Source organism: Aerococcus sp. BD502 (genome assembly GCF_057919555.1).
This window is the reverse complement of record NZ_CP147972.1, coordinates 21,778-37,833: the sequence shown is the minus strand read 5'-3', so window position 1 is coordinate 37,833 and position 16,056 is coordinate 21,778. Positions and strand designations below refer to the sequence as shown.

Sequence of the window (16,056 nt, the reverse complement as noted above, 5' to 3'; positions counted from 1 at the left end):
TAACTTAACACCAAAGGCTACTATGTTAGAATCAAGCAAAGAATGATAGATTAGTGAAAGGAAGTCAAGCCATGACGCACTGGGTAGGTTTTGAGGAAGAACGATTCGAAAAGTATAAGGATTGGATTAATACAAGCTCGCCAGGTATTTGCGGCACTTATTGTGCAGCTGTTTTAGTGCATGATCGTGTTTTATACGATAAAGGCATTTCCCTCGATAAAAGGCAACTACTGGCGGGCTTAAAGCAAGCTGTCGATGATCATCATTTACATCCCGGTACTTTTGCTTGGAATATTCATGCAGGAGTGGATGGTATTTTAGAACATACACCTTATGTTGCCAAGGTCGGCTGGCTTGTTGAAAAACATCTTCCCCAATTATTTGCGGCAGGCTATGGTCCTTTTATTGTCGGCACGATGGATATTTTGCGTTCATCTTATAAAAACCATTGGCTAGTCGTTTATGCCTACCGCTATGATGAGCAGGGTCGACTCTGGCTAAAAGCTTATGATAACCACGGCAGCTATCGTTCAGAGGTGCTAGCCACTGAAACTTTTCCCTTTGTGTATCTTATTCGTGAGCCAGAAGGTCAAAAGAATGGATCTCAAGTCAAAAGAATACAAGCCCAAGCGCATCTTGCTCACAAAGGACTCAGGATAACGACAAATACTGCCCGTCAAGAATATCTTGAGCGTAAGGAAAAAGAAGAGGATAAGAAAATAATGTTTGGTATGACAGCGAAAGATATTCTTAATCTCTTCATTTAAATTAGAATGAGGTAAAGATTGAAAAAGTTACTTTATTGTTTAAGCTTGTTATTTTCATTTTTAACGATATTATTTGGGACCGATTCAGTAATGGCCAAAACGCAGGTCATTAACATTGGCACGTCCGGTCAAACCAAGCCATTAAATTATGTTGAAAATGGTAAACTTACGGGTTTGGAGATTGACATGCTAAATGAGGTAGACCGCAGGCTACCTCATCTTTCTTTTCAGTATGGTCTGACGGAATTCAGTTCCTTGTTTGCTGGTTTGGATGCTGGTGACTACGATATTTTAGTTAATAACCTGGGTGAGAGCCCAGAGCGAAAGGAAAAATATCTATTTTCGAAACGGCCCTATCTCATTACTCATAACGTGTTAATTACCGCTGATCCTAAGGCAGCTGATTTAACCATCAATGATTTAGCTGGCCAAGATATTGCCGTCGTCCCCGCTTCCCCTCAAGCTCTATATTTAGAAAACTGGAACAAAGAAAATCCTAACGAGCAAATTGACATAAAATATGTGGAGTCGGATCCTACCACCTTGATTCGAGGGGTAGCTACCGGGCAATTTGCGGCGACAATTTACAATACGACCTATTTAACTGATGTCGAAAATACTTACGGACTCAGCTTAAAAGCTAGTCCGATTGAAAATGAAGAAGCTATCCGGCCGCCAGGATCTTACCTGCTGTTTCGTCCCGAGCAAAAAGCTTTAAGAGATGATATTGACCAAGTATTGGCTGACATGGAAAAGGATGGCTCTTTACAAGCCATTCGCGAGCAATATTTGAGTAAAAGAAGTCATACCTCAAAGCAGAAAGCCTCAGCAACAGATGACCAGTCTGTAGAAAAAAAGGAAGCAACGCAAGCCCAGTGGATCAATTTTTCTTTAATTCCTAAAATTTTTCTCCAATTACTAAAAAGACTCCCCATGACTTTGTTTATTGCTATTGTTGCTGCCGTAATAGGTTTACTCTTAGGTTTATTGCTAGCCTTAATTCAAGTCTATCAAATACCGGTACTCAGGCCCTTAGCTCGCTTGTATATTTCTTTCATGCGGGGGACACCCAAATTAGTGCAACTGTTTTTAGCTTACTATGGTATTCCTATTTTAATGCAAGCTATGAACCAATGGTGGCAGCTAAATTTAGCTTACAAGCAGGTTTCTGCTGTTTATGTCGTTTTACTGGCTTTTGCATTGAATGAGGCAGCCTATGCTTCAGAAATCTTTCGCTCTGCGATTCATGGGGTTAATTACCAAGAAATTGAGGCAGCTCGTTCGCTCGGCTTGACGGAATTTCAAATCTTGCGGCGCATTATTTTACCCAACGCAATCGTTCAAGCCATCCCAAACATCGGGAATAGTTTATTAATGCTACTTAAGGGCACCTCGCTGGCCTTTTCCGTAACTATTGTTGATATTATGGGAGAAGCACGAATTTTAGCAGGTGCGAACCTCCGTTATTTTGAAGCATATATGGCCGTCGCCTTGCTGTACTGGTTATTGTGTTTAGTTATTGAAGCGGCTTTGAAAAGCTTGGAACATAAATTTGATATTGAAGGGCGGCATTTGTAGGATGTTACAATTAGAAGATTGGACGAAGGTTTACGAGCAGCAAACCGTTTTAAATGGCCTCAATCTAAAGTTAGAGGTGGGGCAAGTGGGGGTTATCGTTGGACCCAGTGGTTCTGGGAAATCGACGTTATTGAGGAGTATTAATTTTTTATCTCCCGCTGATTCTGGTCGGCTGCAATTTGGAAATTTCCAGAAAACGGTGTCTCAATTTACACAAGGCGATATTCTCTGGCTACGCCGGCAAACAGCCATGGTATTTCAATCTTATGCTTTATTTTCTAAAAAAACAGCCCTAGAGAATGTGATGGAGCATTTACTCCTTGTGAAGCACCTTGACTTTAAAACAGCAAAAAATAAAGCTCTCGAGCACCTTGAGCGGGTAGGCCTTGCCCACTACGGTGAGGCTTATCCCCACCAATTGTCCGGTGGCCAGCAGCAACGTGTCGGCTTGGCTAGAGCGATAGCCGCAGAGCCGAAGCTACTACTCTTAGATGAGCCCACTTCAGCCTTAGATCCGACTAATGTCCAAGAAGTGTTAGATCTCATACTTCAAATTCCTATGATGAATCGATCGATGTTGCTGGTAACCCATGAGCTTGATTTTGCTCAACAGATTGCTGATATTGTTATGAAGATGAAAGATGGGCAGATCATTGCTGTGGGTCCGCCGAATAAAATCTAACCGAAAAAATAAAAGTACCCTAGCGATCCTCATACTTCGCTAGGGTAGTTTTTATTTATAGGCTGCAAAATTAATGTCATCTTCCTTATCAGAATAGTGAACATGACTGGCGACCGCTAAAGCTAGCCGGTGTTCCTTAATACTATGTGTGCGAACAACCTGCACATCCTGCATTTGTGCGATAGCTGATAAATAAGAAGAGGCTAGGTCTCGATTTGAAAACCCCTCTTGTGTTTCTGGATCATTTTCATAGCCAAGATCTCCAATGATATGTTGGATGAATCTTTTACGAGAAACACCGAGGTAAGCAGAGTAACCCAAGTCATGAATCACATCAATATGCTGAATAAGCTGAAGATTCTCTTTCATTGTTAAGCCAAAGCCGATACCTGGATCAAGAATAAGTCTTTCTGCTGGAAGACCGACTGCTTGGGCACGTTGAATGCCTTTTTTAAAGTATCTAACCATTAGTTCAGTAATAGGCAGCTCAAGATTCTCAGATAATTCCTGCTCGGTAAAAGCACTTCCCTCGCCGAAATGGGGAAAAATTTTTGATCCAGGGTGGTTAGGACGCGCAATGACAGGGTTAAACATGAGAATGGCTCCCACATCGCTTTGGCTGACAACCTGAGCCATCTCGCTGTCCCCAAGAAACCCCGTGATGTCATTAATCATATCGATTCCAGCATCAATTGCTGCTTCAGCTACTGGGGCTTTCCAGGTATCAATCGAGAGTGGGATATCTGTTTTTTCTTTGAGACTCTTGATGACAGGGATAACTCGATCAATTTCCTCTTGAATTTGAACATAAGTTGAACCTGGCCGAGTTGATTCGCCACCAATATCGAGCATATCAGCTCCCTGGTCAATTAATTCCAGCGCATGTTTAACGGCTGCTTCTTTTCCAAACCAATGTCCTCCATCAGAAAAAGAGTCAGGAGTAACATTAACAATCCCGGCAATTTGGGTGGGCTCATTAAAAGAGATCGTCTGCGCACGAAATTTAAAGCATGGTTTCATAAACCTTGTCCCAACTTTCTAAAAAAATACATGACAATTAACTTTGCTATCCAAAATGAATATAGCAGAGCGGTTTACTTCTGTCAATGTAGGCCGGGCTTTCCTTCTAGTCATCCCGGTTGATATTTAAGTTACTCACTTAATTTACTTTTTCTCATCCACCATTTTACTAGTTCCACATAGGGGATAATAGAGAGTGAAGCCAAAATAATAACGGTCCACATTTTTAAAGCCATCGGGTCACCAACTAAGTGATGCGTACCAAAAATTTCATTCAAGCCAGGGAGGAACACAGTAATCAGTAGTAAAATTGTAGAGAGCAGGTTCCCAATATTGAGATATTTGTTTGTCCATAAGCCGATATGAGCTAAGGATTGATGGATGGATCGGCAATTGTAGGAATGAACCAATTGAATAAAGGATAGAGTTAAAAAGGCCATGGCTTCCGCATCAGCTTGGCTCACTTGCATTTGATGAAGGGCATACCAATAAACAAACAGGCTGATGCCTCCTTCAAAAATTCCCTGATAGATGATGCTTGGTAGAACCCCACCCGATAATAAATTGGTTTGCCGACCCCTCGGCTTTTGCGCCATAAGACCATCATCAGCTTCTTCTACCCCCAGGGCAATGGCTGGAAAAGTATCAGTAACTAGATTGATCCATAAAATATGAACCGGTTCTAAAATGGTCCAACCTAACAAGGTGGCAATAAATAGGGTAAGAACCTCACCAAGATTTGCTGCAAGCAAGTATTGCACAGATTTTTGGATATTAGAAAAGACTTTCCGGCCTTCTTCAACAGCTTTAACAATAGTTGAAAAATTATCGTCAGCTAAAACCATGTCGGCAGCTTCTTTGGAAACCTCGGTGCCGGTAATACCCATACCAATGCCAATATCCGCTTGTTTCAGGGAAGGAGCGTCGTTCACGCCATCCCCTGTCATCGCCACCACTTTATTGTGCTTTTTCGCTTGCCAAGCTTTGACAATACGAACTTTGTGAATAGGGGCAACGCGGGCATAAACGACATATTGATCCACTTCATTTTCAAGGGTCTCATCGTCAATTTGATCTAAATATTCCCCCGTTGTGACATGTTTCTCGTTATGATCGGCTGTCAGAATACCTAATCTTTTGGCAATAGCGGCTGCTGTTGTTTGATGGTCCCCTGTGATCATAATAATATCAATACCGGCTGCTTGGGCTTTAGCGATAGCATCTTTAGCTTCTGGACGCTCGGGATCAATCTCGCCGACTAAACCAGCAAAAACCAAATGATTCTCTAGCGTTTCTTCTTCGGTTTCGTATTCACCGTTTTCGATATAGCGATAAGCTAAAGCTAGTACTCGCAAAGCCTGACTAGCCATTTTGTCATTAGCAACTAAAATATCCTGCCGATCTTTTGCTGTCATCGGCTTAACACCCTCGGGAGTCGCTAGCTTTGAACAATGCTTCAATAGGACATCAGGGGCACCTTTTGTATAAATCACATGAGACGCAGTAATGTTAGCATCAGTATTTTTATGAATACTACTAGCCATTTTTCGTTCAGAAGCAAAAGGGATATCTTTTATTTGTGGCTGTTTCATTAAATAATCATTAACTGGAAACTTTTGTTTCCCAGCAAATTGCAAGAGGGCAATTTCAGTAGGGTCACCGAGAAAACCATCTTTCTCAGTTTGTTTCGCATCATTAGCAAAACTCATAATTTTAAGTAAAATTTCAGGAGTTTTTTCATCTGCTGAGTGGAGCTGGCCATAGTAATAGAGTTGTTCCACCGTCATTTGATTTTGGGTCAGAGTCCCAGTTTTATCTGAGCATATAATTTCTGTGCCACCTAAAGTTTCCACAGCTGGGAGCTTACGAATAAGAGCACTTCTTTTAGCCATTTTTTGTGTTCCTAGGGCTAAAATAATAGTAGCTATCGCAGGGAGGCCTTCCGGTAGAGCGGCGACCGCCACTGAAATAGCTGTTAATAACATACTGATCCATGGCTTGCTTTGGAAAAAGCCACCAATAATAAAAATAATAACTGCAATGGCAATAATAGCAATGGTTAAAAAATGAGTTAGCTGGTCTTGGTTTTCCTGAAGAGGTGTCTTTTTTTGCTCTGTTTTATCCAACATAGAAGCAATTTTACCAATTTCCGTCGCCATTCCTGTAGCTGTCACAACACCTAAGGCCCGTCCATAGGTCACATGAGTGGAAGAAAAAGCCATATTGCTTTGGTCTCCTAGTACAGCATCTGCTTGGATCACATCGGTTGTTTTATTAGCGGGAAGAGACTCGCCAGTGAGGGCAGCTTCTTCGATTTGTAAATCACTGGTTTCAAATAAACGGATATCTGCTGGCACCACGTCACCAGCGTTTAAACGGACAATGTCACCAGGGACAAGTTGCGCCGCTTCCACTTCCTGATCTTGTCCATTTCTGATGACCATAGCATGTGGAGCGGATAATTTCTTCAAGGATTCAATTGCTTCTTCAGCCTTATTTTCTTGAACCACCCCAAGGATAGCGTTAATTAAAACAACAGCCAAGATAACGACGGCGTCCCAGAACCCACTGGCTCCTTCGAGCACAATCGATAGAATGGCTGCTAGTAAAAGAATAATAATCATGGCATCTTTAAATTGGTTTATAAATTTTTGCCAGAGACTTTGCCTTTCTTTTTTATTGATTTCGTTCAAACCATATTGTTCTAAACGGTTTTGGATGGCATCTTCCTGGAGGCCAGTCGGTTTACTATCAATTAGTTCAAAAACGTTGTTGATATCCATTGAATAATAAGACTTCTTAGCGGTTTCTCTGCTCACAAATTTCACTCCTGACTCATAATATAATTTCATTTAATTACGTCAAGTATAGAAGACCCCTAGGAGAAAAGCAATGTTAAAAGCTACTGAGATCATGATACAATATAGGTAGTCAGTTTATATCATTAAAGGAGGGTCGTATGCAAAACAAACAATTATCTACCGCAGTAGCCAAACAGCTACCTCAATATCAAATTTCGCAAGTCCAAGCTGCTTTAGATTTGCTGTCGGAAGGAAATACGATTCCTTTTATTGCTCGTTACCGAAAAGAAGTCACTCAAAATTTGGATGAAGTCGACCTGAGAAATATTGAGTTGGTTGTTTCTAAAACCAAGGAACTTGAAGAAAGAAAATTGAGTATCTTATCTTCATTAAAAGAGCAAAATATCGGCGGGCAAGCCTTATTCACAAAAATTAAAAAAGCAGATGATCGCCAGGAACTTGAAGATTTATATGCACCGTATCGTCCTAAACGAAAAACACGAGCCACAACGGCAAAAGAAGCGGGCTTAGAACCTCTCGCCCAGTGGTTATGGGATCGTCCTTATCAGGAAAAACCTGAAGAAAAAGCCAAAGCATATCTTAATCAAAAAATTAAAACTCCCCAAGCTGCTCTTCAAGGGGCCATGGATATTTTGTGTGAAAAATTAAGTGAGAGCGCTAAAATAAAAAGGACAGTTCGAAAAGTTCTCTATGAACGTGGGGAGTTACGAACAGGGAAGGGAGAAAAAGCAGCCGCGGATACCAAGGGAGTCTATGACAATTACCTTGATTTTTCGTCTCCTATCGCAGCTTTAAAAGGCTATCAATTTCTTGCGATAGAACGTGCAGAAAAGCAAAAAATAGTACGGATGACTCTGCATCTTCCTAAGGAAATATCCTTTACATCCTTAGGTTTTCCCATACACAAGGATAATTCATCGGTCGATTATCTTTTAAAAGAAGTTTATCAAGATGCCTACAGCCGACTTATTTTTCCACAGACTCGCCGCCAAATTATCAGTCGGTTAAAGGATCAAGCCGAAGCCGAAGCGATTAAAACTTTTGGTCAAAATTTATACCATTTACTGATGCAGCCTCCTCTAAAAGAAAAACGAATTCTAGGAATTGATCCCGCTTATCGGACAGGATGTAAATTAGCCGCAATTGATGAAACTGGACACTTTTTAACCGAAGAAGTGATTTATCCCCATGCCCCCCAAAATTATTGGTGTCAGGCCCAAGATGTCTGTGCCCGTTTGATTAGGGAAAATCAGATCGCTTGTGTGGCAATTGGAAACGGAACGGCCAGCCAAGAAACTGAGAAATTAATTAGTGAGTGCTTGGCAAAGTATCAGCTCAACATTCCCTATGCCATTGTGGATGAGAGCGGCGCTTCTGTCTATTCTGCTAGTGCATTGGCCCGGAAAGAATTTCCCAACCTACCTGTGGAAAAACGCTCAGCCATTAGTATTGCCAGGCGGCTTCAGGATCCCTTAGCAGAATTAGTTAAAATTGATCCCCAAGCTATAGGGGTGGGGCAGTATCAGCATGACGTTGATCCTAAAAAGTTGAAGGATGAGTTGGATTTTATTGTCAAGACGGTTGTGAATCAAGTCGGAGTGGATTTAAATACAGCTAGTGCTTCCTTGTTTCAACACATTTCAGGCTTATCGAAGCGGCAAGTTGAAGAAATACTGAAATTTAAGAAAAAGCATGGGGCTTTTATCAAAAGAGAAACACTCCTAGAAGTGCCCCAAGTCGGCCCTAAAACGTATGAGCAAGCAGCTGGCTTTCTAAGAATTTTAAACGGTGTGAATCCCCTTGATGCGACTCCAGTGCACCCAGAAGATTATCATTTGGCCCAAAAACTATTTGAAATAACCGCTCTCAATTTAGAGGAATTAAATACTAGCCACACCCGAGCAGAGATTGGGGAATGGCCGGTTGGCGAATTAGCGAATAAGTCTTCTTGTTCCCAAGAAAAAATTAAAAATATTCAAGCAGCCTTGCTAAGTGCCCGGCGAGATCCGCGATCCTTATATGATGGTCCACTTTTACGGAAAAGAACATTGAAACTTGAGGACATGCAAGTTGGCGGTCAATACCAAGGGGTCGTGCGGAACGTGGTTGATTTTGGGGCTTTTGTAGACCTGGGTGCCGGACTGGATGGGTTAATTCATATTTCCAAAATGAGTCCTACATTTGTCAATCATCCCAATGAAGTGGTCCAAGTTGGCGATATTGTTGATATTTGGTGTCTATCCGTTGATGTCGAACGTGAGCGAATTAGCTTAAGCTTATTACCACCGAGTGATGTCTTGTAGAAGAGGTGAAAGAATGTCTTTTATTTGGCAGTATTTAAAGTTATATAAAAAGGAATTACTTATTTTCTTCATTAGTATGCTTTCTTTTAGTGTGGTGATGATTGGTCAGCCTACCTTAGTTGCTTATATTATTGACCATGTTCTCGCCCCCAGAAATTTAAATGCTTTGCTATGGCCTATTATACTAATGATTGGCCTGGCTTTATTGAGTTTAACGGGCCAGGTCATTGGAAGTTATTATCTCAGCAAAATAGTCAATGACATTACGATGGTTATTCGCAATGATGTTTATACGAAAATGCAGCATCTCTCTCACCATGAGTTTCAGATGTTAGGCGTCCCGTCGTTGACAACGCGTATAACGACTGATGCTTTTATTGTTTTACAATTTTTACAAGTGATGCTCCGAATTCTCTCCGTGGCTCCTTTTATGATTGTAGGGAGCATTGTCATGATTTCCCGAATCTCTCCTGCCTTAGGGGCTTATGTTCTTCCTGTGGCTCCCTTTGTCGTTTTACTGGTTATTTTGATTGCAAAAGTGACACTGCCAATTTCTGAAAAACAGCAAACGACGTTAGATGCCATTAACCGAGTCTTACGTGAAAACATTGTGGGGAATCGGGTTGTCCGTGCTTTTAATCGTGAAGAATTTATGGCAGAACGCTTTGAAGCAGTGAGTGGTTTATATCGTGATTATTCTAAGAAGCTTTTTAAAATCATGGCATTAATGCCTTCTCTGTTTTCCTTTGCAATCAATATTGCCATTATTATGCTTGTTTGGGTAGGCTCTACATTTGTTTATGATGGCCGAATTCAAGTGGGGGATCTCTATGCTTTTGTGGAATACGTATTTCAAATTTTATTTAGCCTCATGATTTTTGGCAATATCTTTATGATGTATCCCAAAGCAACGGTGTCAGCTAATCGTTTGAAAGAAGTGATGGACACTCCGATATCAGTTAAAAATGCGAGTGACCCTATTATGGAAACAGACGGGCGCGGTCACTTGACTTTTGAGCATGTCGATTTTATTTACCCCGATGCCCATGAACCCGTTTTAAAAAATATTAATTTCTCCTCTAAGGCCGGAGAAACAGTTGCGTTTATTGGTTCAACAGGATCAGGAAAGTCCACCGTTATTAAATTAATTCCGCGTTTTTATGATGTGAGTAAGGGCCGGATTTTGCTTGATCGTGTTGATATTCGTGATTTAGACATTGATGTTTTACGTTCTAAAATTGGTTTTACACCCCAAAAAACTAATTTATTTACGGGAGATATTGCATGGAATTTGCGCTACGGCAACGAAAAGGCAGAAGAACCAGAAATGGAGCATGCTACGGATGTGAGTCAAGCCAAAGAATTTATTGACCGCTTAGAAAGCAAATTTAAAACTCATCTCGCAGAAGGAGGTAGTAATCTCTCCGGCGGCCAAAAGCAACGCTTATCCATTGCACGTTCCATCATTGGTGATCGTGAAATTTATGTTTTCGATGATTCTTTTTCAGCCCTGGATTATAAAACGGATATCGAAGTGCGGCGAGCACTAAAAGAAGAGACCAAAAATGCGACCACTATTATTGTTGCCCAGCGGGTAGGAACGATCATGCATGCAGATCAAATTTTAGTCCTTGAAAAAGGAGAAATTGTCGCTCAAGGTAAGCATGAAGAACTGCTTAAAAATTCTCCTTTATATTATGATATTGCTACCTCACAACTAAGTAGGAAGGAGCTGGGTTTAGATGAAGAAGAGTAATGCATTACTACGCTTATGGCACTATATTCGGCCTTATCGCTGGCAATTTTTCCTTGCTTTATTTGGTACGGTATTGATGACTTTTGCGAGTGTTATTGAACCATATATATTTGGTCTAGCGTTGACAGAAGTGGCCCATAATGCGGTGGCATTAGTGCAAGGAAAGCCCATGGCTGACCTCAATGTTCAATACTTATTGCTTATACTCCTGTTATATTATGTCCGAGGAATTTTCTACCGGTGGGGCATGTATGCCGGCCAATTTTACCTAACCAATGTCACGCAGCAAGCGATTTATGATCTCCGCCAAGATATTTCGAAGCAGGTCAATGCTTTACCGATTGCCTTTTTTGATGCCCAGCAAATTGGTGATATTGTGAGCCGAATGACTAATGATGTCGAGGCCTTACAAAATGCTATGCAGCAATCGATTTTACAAATTTTTATTGGTGCTTTGCAAATTATGATGACTGCTATCATGATGCTGGTGCTTGATTGGCGAATGGCTTGCCTCATTTTACTGCTATTACCGATTAATTATTTCTTAGGATACTGGGTCATCCGTTATTCACAACCGATATTTAAAAAACAAGCTGATGCCTTAGGCCATCTTTTTGGTTTTACGCAAGAACAGTTATCAGGCTTTACAGAGATTAAGGTTTATGGCCAACAAGAAACATCGATTGCAGAATTCAAAAAAAGAAATAAGAATTTAAGAGATATTGGTTTTAAATCAAGTTTCTTATCGACCGTCCTACAACCTTTAATGGGGGGAGTGACCGACTTCTTTTACGTATTAGTTGCCTTGGCTGGGACCTATTTGACCTTGGCGGGTGAATTAACCATTGGGAACTTCCAGGCCTTTGTCATGTATGTCAGTCAAATTTATCAACCGATTAATACCATCTCTCAATTACTCGGTGTCCTACAAAGCGCTTTTGCCGCTACCGGCCGTATTTTTACTTTTTTAGATGAAGATCATGAAAAAAAGCCCCAACATTTGAAGCATTTACCCCAACCTATTCGAGGCGAAGTGCGTTTTGAACATGTACAATTTGGCTATGAGGCTGATCGTATATTAATGAAGGATGTTAACTTCACGGCTCAGCCTGGAGAAACGATTGCTGTTGTGGGGCCGACTGGGGCTGGTAAAACCACTCTCATCAACTTGCTGATGCGCTTCTATGATGTTACTGGTGGGGCAATTAAAATAGATGGTGTTGATATTAAGGATTTAACTCGGCAGGAATTGAGGGCTCAATTTGGCATGGTTCTCCAAGATGCATGGCTCTATCACGATACCATTATGGAAAATATTCGTTTTGGGGCTTTAGAGGCTGAGGATTATGAGGTTGTGGAAGCTTGCAAAGTCGCTAATGTCGACCATTTCATTCAAACTTTACCGGGTGGCTACGAGATGGAAATTAACGAAGAGGCCAGTAATATTTCATTAGGTCAAAAGCAATTAATGACGATTGCAAGGGCAGTTTTATCTAATCCCAATATTTTAATTCTTGATGAAGCAACTTCAAGCGTTGATACCCGCCTAGAACGATTGATTCAAGAAGCTATGGAAAATGTAATGGAAGGACGCACAAGTTTCGTTATTGCGCATCGCTTAAGTACAATAAAAAATGCAGATAAAATCTTAGTTATGGTGCAAGGTGACATTGTCGAACATGGCACCCATGAGGAATTAATGGCGCAGGGGGGTTTTTACTACGACTTGTATAATAGCCAGTTTAACCATGAGAAGGAGGAAACGCCAGATTTTGATATGTCCTACTAATGAAATGCTGAATGAATGATAAGGGGAATAACATCTTATGGCAGACAATAAACAGACTAATAAAAATTCAAAACCGACCTCTCCCTGGTTTTATCGTTTTCGTGACTTTTTAAATAATCGCTGGCTGCAAATTTTGGTTATTTTAATTTTACTTGTGCTGTTCATTTACCTGTGCAGCAAAATAACCTATCTGCTATTACCGATTGGCCACTTCATTGGGACGATGGTGATGCCCGTCGTTATTGCGGGAACTTTATACTATATGACTGTTCCTTTGGTTAATTTCTTAGAGAAGAAATTCCATTGGCGTCGCATGTGGGGGGCCTGGCTAGTATTAATTTTGCTCGCTTTGTTTATCGTGCTCCTAGCTACTTTATTACCCATCCTCTTTACCCAATCGCAAGCGCTTATTGAGAATTGGCGGGACATTTGGGCTAAAGTTTATGATGAAATGCTAGCTTTAAATGATTCCAATTGGCTTGCTAGTATTTTGGCTTGGTCGGAAAATTGGTTAAAAAATTGGCTGCAAACTAGCTCTTCTCATTTAGGAACACTTTGGAGTTCAGCAGTCTCTGGACTGGGGTCGATTTTTGATGCTGTAACTAATGTCTTACTCGCTTTATTTACGGCCCCGATTCTTTTGTTTTATCTACTCAAGGATAGTCCTAAATTTGAAGGCTACTTCAAACGTTTTATACCAATAAAGATGCGTCACGCGACAGTACAATTGGTTAAAGAAATGAATTTACAAATCAGTGCCTATATTCGCGGGCAGGTTATGATTGGAATTGCCGTAGCTATTATGTTTATGATCGGCTACAATATCATCGGCCTTCAGTATAGCTTTTTAATCAGTTTTTTCGCTGGAATTTTAAACTTAATTCCTTATCTAGGATCTTTTCTGGCTATGATTCCAGCTTTTATCATTGGAGCTATTCAAGGCCCTTGGATGGTTGTGCAAGTATTAATCGTATTTTTAGTGGAGCAAACTATTGAATCTAGAATTATTTCACCACAAATTCTTGGTAATAATTTGGATATTCACCCAGTCACCATCATGTTACTGCTCATTGCTGGTGGGAAAAGTTTCGGTCTTTTCGGGATTATCTTTATTATTCCTCTATATGCCATTTTGAAGTTAGCCATAAAATATATTTTTGTATGGTATCGTGATGTCTCAGGCCTATATGAGGAATAGAAAAAGGAGGGCTAAGCCTCCTTTTTATTTTGCATAATATGATCGATGAGTAGTGCTGTAAATTGCGGATTACGAACTAAAAAGGGACCATGAAGATAGGTGCCGTAGACATTCTTGTAATGGCAACCCTCTACTCCTTCCGTCTCGGTATTACCAAAACCTTTAATTACTTTGCCTAAAGGCTTCGTTTCTGGTCCTAAAAAAGTCCTTCCCGCATGATTCTCATAACCGCAAAGCTTCAGGGAAAACTCTTCTTGGTAAATCTCAATATCACCAATGAGACGGGGTCTTGTATCAGTTTGGGGTTGGGTAGTATAACAATCCACTAAGCCGCTGCCAGCTAATTTCTCTCCTTGAACGGTCTCATAATAATGGCCGAGCAATTGAAAGCCGCCACAAATAGCTAATAAATGGCCACCATGCTCAATATAATTCGCTAAAGCGGATCTTTTTTGACGAATATCTCGAGCAACTAGTCTTTGCTCATAGTCTTGGCCACCCCCAATAAACACAAAGTCAAAGTCATCAGGATTAAAAGGCTCTTTTAAGGACACGAGCGTAGTAGCTGTCTTAATCCCTCGCTGACGGGCTTCATATTGAAGCATGAGAAGATTTCCATTATCGCCGTAAGTATTTAACATGTTTCCATATAAATGACATATTCTAAGCATCATGCTTGCATGCGCTCCTTAATAATTCCAGCTTTGGCCAGTTGCTCGCGGATTTCTAGCAAAGCGGTATAAGTCGTTAAGATATAAATCGTCTGTTCTTGATTATTATGAATAGCGTCTACCACTTCAGCATCTAGAGTCTGCAAATTTTTGTTTGCTAAGCCAGCAACCTCTAGCCGTTTTTTCATATCTTCTTGCCGCTCGCCGCCTACTGTAATCTGCTGGCAACTCGAAATAGCTTGGATAGCTTCGAAATCTGCATCCCAAATCCAACTAATGTCACGGCCATCAGCGGGCTGGCTATTGAGAAAAACCAACAATGAAAAGGGGCGCTGTTCGAGTTTTAGGAGTTCAATAATTTGATTACAGCCGACGGGATTTTTGATCAAGTTAAGATGAACTTCTTTCCCTTGCGTTTGAATAACTTCCTGGCGTCCAAAAACACGCTTCGTGGCAGCGAGACCTTGGCGAATCGTTTGCGGATCCATCGAAAATTCTAGGGCCACGGCATAGGCGGCTAACGCATTATAGATATTATAAAGACCGGCAACGGGCAGATAGAATTCTTCACCAGCAATCGTAAACGTTGAACTATCTGGTGTTAAGTCATTAATGCCGTCGACCTGATACGTTAATGGTGGCCGGCTAAAGCCACAATGAGCACAGTGGTAATCTCCTAGATTACTGTATGTAAGCATATAATAAGACAGGATTTGCTCGCATTGGGGACAAATAATACCATCAGTATTATGAGGGGCATCTTTTAGAGTGGTTTTTTGCTGATTAGCGAAGCCATAATAAATTTGTGGATTTTTAGTCTCTTCACTATGCAGCAGGGGAAGGTCCCCATTAAGGATTAATTTTGCCTCAGGAGCTTGCCTAGCTCCTTCAAGAATATATTGATAGGTCGTATAAATTTCGCCATAACGATCTAATTGATCACGGAAAATATTAGTCACTAAGATCAGTTCAGGCTTAATAAATTTTGTGATGCGGCGGAGGCTAGCCTCATCAACCTCTAGAATAGCCAGGTTCTGATCTGAATGTTTAGTGCCTACTTTTGCATTGACGAAGGTCGATACAATCCCTTGGAGCATATTCGAACCTGTTGAATTGGTAATGGTATTGGCAAATTTCTGATTTAAAATCTGAGTGATCAAAGCTGTCGTGACCGTTTTTCCATTGGTTCCGGTGATTATTACGACGCGATAATTCTTGGCCAATTCAGATAAAATATTGGGATCTAATTTCATTGCTACTTTTCCGGGAAAACTGGAGCCACCGTCAGTGAAGGTTTTCAAAATCCAGTAAGAAAATTTAGCAATAGTTTTAGCAAACATGGCACGAAGTTTCATGGTCAAATCCTTTCATGGCGGACATTCATTGAATTAAATGACTTCAAAAATTTATTTTACCTTATTTATCCGAGATGTGCGACTATCCTTTCTCTATTTTACAATAACTTAAAAG

General features: G+C 40.8%; 11 protein-coding genes. 7 read left to right on the top strand and 4 right to left on the bottom strand.

All coding sequences use genetic code 11. From position 1 onward, the window contains the following. Nucleotides 1-71: 71 nt before the first annotated feature. From WF803_RS00160 to WF803_RS00150, 3 genes are all read left to right on the top strand, one after another. The gene (locus WF803_RS00160) at nt 72-767 is read left to right on the top strand and encodes a dihydrolipoamide dehydrogenase (protein ID WP_489611128.1); all 696 of its coding nucleotides are present in this window, start codon (nt 72-74) and stop codon (nt 765-767) included. Between the two features lie 90 nt (nt 768-857). Beyond that, the gene (locus WF803_RS00155) at nt 858-2,345 is read left to right on the top strand and encodes an ABC transporter substrate-binding protein/permease (protein ID WP_489611127.1); all 1,488 of its coding nucleotides are present in this window, start codon (nt 858-860) and stop codon (nt 2,343-2,345) included. A 1-nt stretch (nt 2,346) separates the two neighbouring features. Next, entirely contained in the window at nt 2,347-3,027 is a 681-nt protein-coding gene (locus WF803_RS00150) for an amino acid ABC transporter ATP-binding protein (protein WP_489611126.1), read from the top strand. 51 nt (nt 3,028-3,078) lie between these two features. On the opposite strand, the gene folP is transcribed toward WF803_RS00150, so the two are convergent. Next, complete coding sequence (folP, locus tag WF803_RS00145; protein WP_489611125.1) at nt 3,079-4,047, bottom strand: dihydropteroate synthase; 969 nt, start codon at nt 4,045-4,047, stop codon at nt 3,079-3,081. Nucleotides 4,048-4,178: 131 nt separating this feature from the next. Next, nucleotides 4,179-6,830: a calcium-translocating P-type ATPase, PMCA-type gene (locus WF803_RS00140; protein ID WP_489611923.1), complete on the bottom strand. Its 2,652-nt coding sequence runs from the start codon at nt 6,828-6,830 to the stop codon at nt 4,179-4,181. Between the two features lie 176 nt (nt 6,831-7,006). Here WF803_RS00140 and WF803_RS00135 point away from each other — a divergent pair, with 176 nt between their 5' ends. Genes WF803_RS00135 through WF803_RS00120 form a run of 4 tightly spaced genes read left to right on the top strand, consistent with a single transcriptional unit; the run spans nt 7,007 to nt 13,915 of the window. Beyond that, nucleotides 7,007-9,172, top strand: coding sequence for a Tex-like N-terminal domain-containing protein (locus WF803_RS00135; RefSeq protein WP_489611124.1), 2,166 nt, complete (start codon nt 7,007-7,009; stop codon nt 9,170-9,172). Nucleotides 9,173-9,185: 13 nt separating this feature from the next. Beyond that, nucleotides 9,186-10,928, top strand: a complete 1,743-nt coding sequence (locus WF803_RS00130) for an ABC transporter ATP-binding protein (protein ID WP_489611123.1) — start codon at nt 9,186-9,188, stop codon at nt 10,926-10,928. Then, a complete protein-coding gene (locus WF803_RS00125; RefSeq protein WP_489611122.1) occupies nt 10,915-12,717 on the top strand; it encodes an ABC transporter ATP-binding protein in 1,803 nt (600 codons plus the stop codon). The genes WF803_RS00130 and WF803_RS00125 overlap by 14 nt, the downstream gene beginning before the upstream one ends. A gap of 37 nt (nt 12,718-12,754) precedes the next feature. After that, a complete protein-coding gene (locus WF803_RS00120; protein ID WP_489611121.1) occupies nt 12,755-13,915 on the top strand; it encodes an AI-2E family transporter in 1,161 nt (386 codons plus the stop codon). Between the two features lie 11 nt (nt 13,916-13,926). Here the strand turns inward: WF803_RS00120 and WF803_RS00115 are convergent, their stop codons facing one another. Both WF803_RS00115 and WF803_RS00110 read right to left on the bottom strand, forming a co-directional pair. Beyond that, nucleotides 13,927-14,586 carry a type 1 glutamine amidotransferase gene (locus WF803_RS00115; protein ID WP_489611120.1) on the bottom strand — a complete coding sequence of 220 codons (660 nt, stop codon included), beginning with the start codon at nt 14,584-14,586 and terminating at the stop codon, nt 13,927-13,929. Beyond that, nucleotides 14,586-15,941, bottom strand: coding sequence for a MurT ligase domain-containing protein (locus WF803_RS00110; protein WP_489611119.1), 1,356 nt, complete (start codon nt 15,939-15,941; stop codon nt 14,586-14,588). Before WF803_RS00110 ends, WF803_RS00115 begins: the two co-directional genes overlap by 1 nt. Between the last annotated feature and the right edge of the window lie 115 nt (nt 15,942-16,056).

Coding starts and splice junctions, on each gene's coding strand:
- WF803_RS00160 (WP_489611128.1), top strand. CDS start 72: ATGACGCACTGGGTAGGTTTTGAGGAAGAACGATTCGAAAAGTATAAG.
- WF803_RS00155 (WP_489611127.1), top strand. CDS start 858: ATGGCCAAAACGCAGGTCATTAACATTGGCACGTCCGGTCAAACCAAG.
- WF803_RS00150 (WP_489611126.1), top strand. CDS start 2,347: ATGTTACAATTAGAAGATTGGACGAAGGTTTACGAGCAGCAAACCGTT.
- folP (WP_489611125.1), bottom strand. CDS start 4,047: ATGAAACCATGCTTTAAATTTCGTGCGCAGACGATCTCTTTTAATGAG.
- WF803_RS00140 (WP_489611923.1), bottom strand. CDS start 6,830: ATGGATATCAACAACGTTTTTGAACTAATTGATAGTAAACCGACTGGC.
- WF803_RS00135 (WP_489611124.1), top strand. CDS start 7,007: ATGCAAAACAAACAATTATCTACCGCAGTAGCCAAACAGCTACCTCAA.
- WF803_RS00130 (WP_489611123.1), top strand. CDS start 9,186: ATGTCTTTTATTTGGCAGTATTTAAAGTTATATAAAAAGGAATTACTT.
- WF803_RS00125 (WP_489611122.1), top strand. CDS start 10,915: ATGAAGAAGAGTAATGCATTACTACGCTTATGGCACTATATTCGGCCT.
- WF803_RS00120 (WP_489611121.1), top strand. CDS start 12,755: ATGGCAGACAATAAACAGACTAATAAAAATTCAAAACCGACCTCTCCC.
- WF803_RS00115 (WP_489611120.1), bottom strand. CDS start 14,586: ATGCTTAGAATATGTCATTTATATGGAAACATGTTAAATACTTACGGC.
- WF803_RS00110 (WP_489611119.1), bottom strand. CDS start 15,941: ATGAAACTTCGTGCCATGTTTGCTAAAACTATTGCTAAATTTTCTTAC.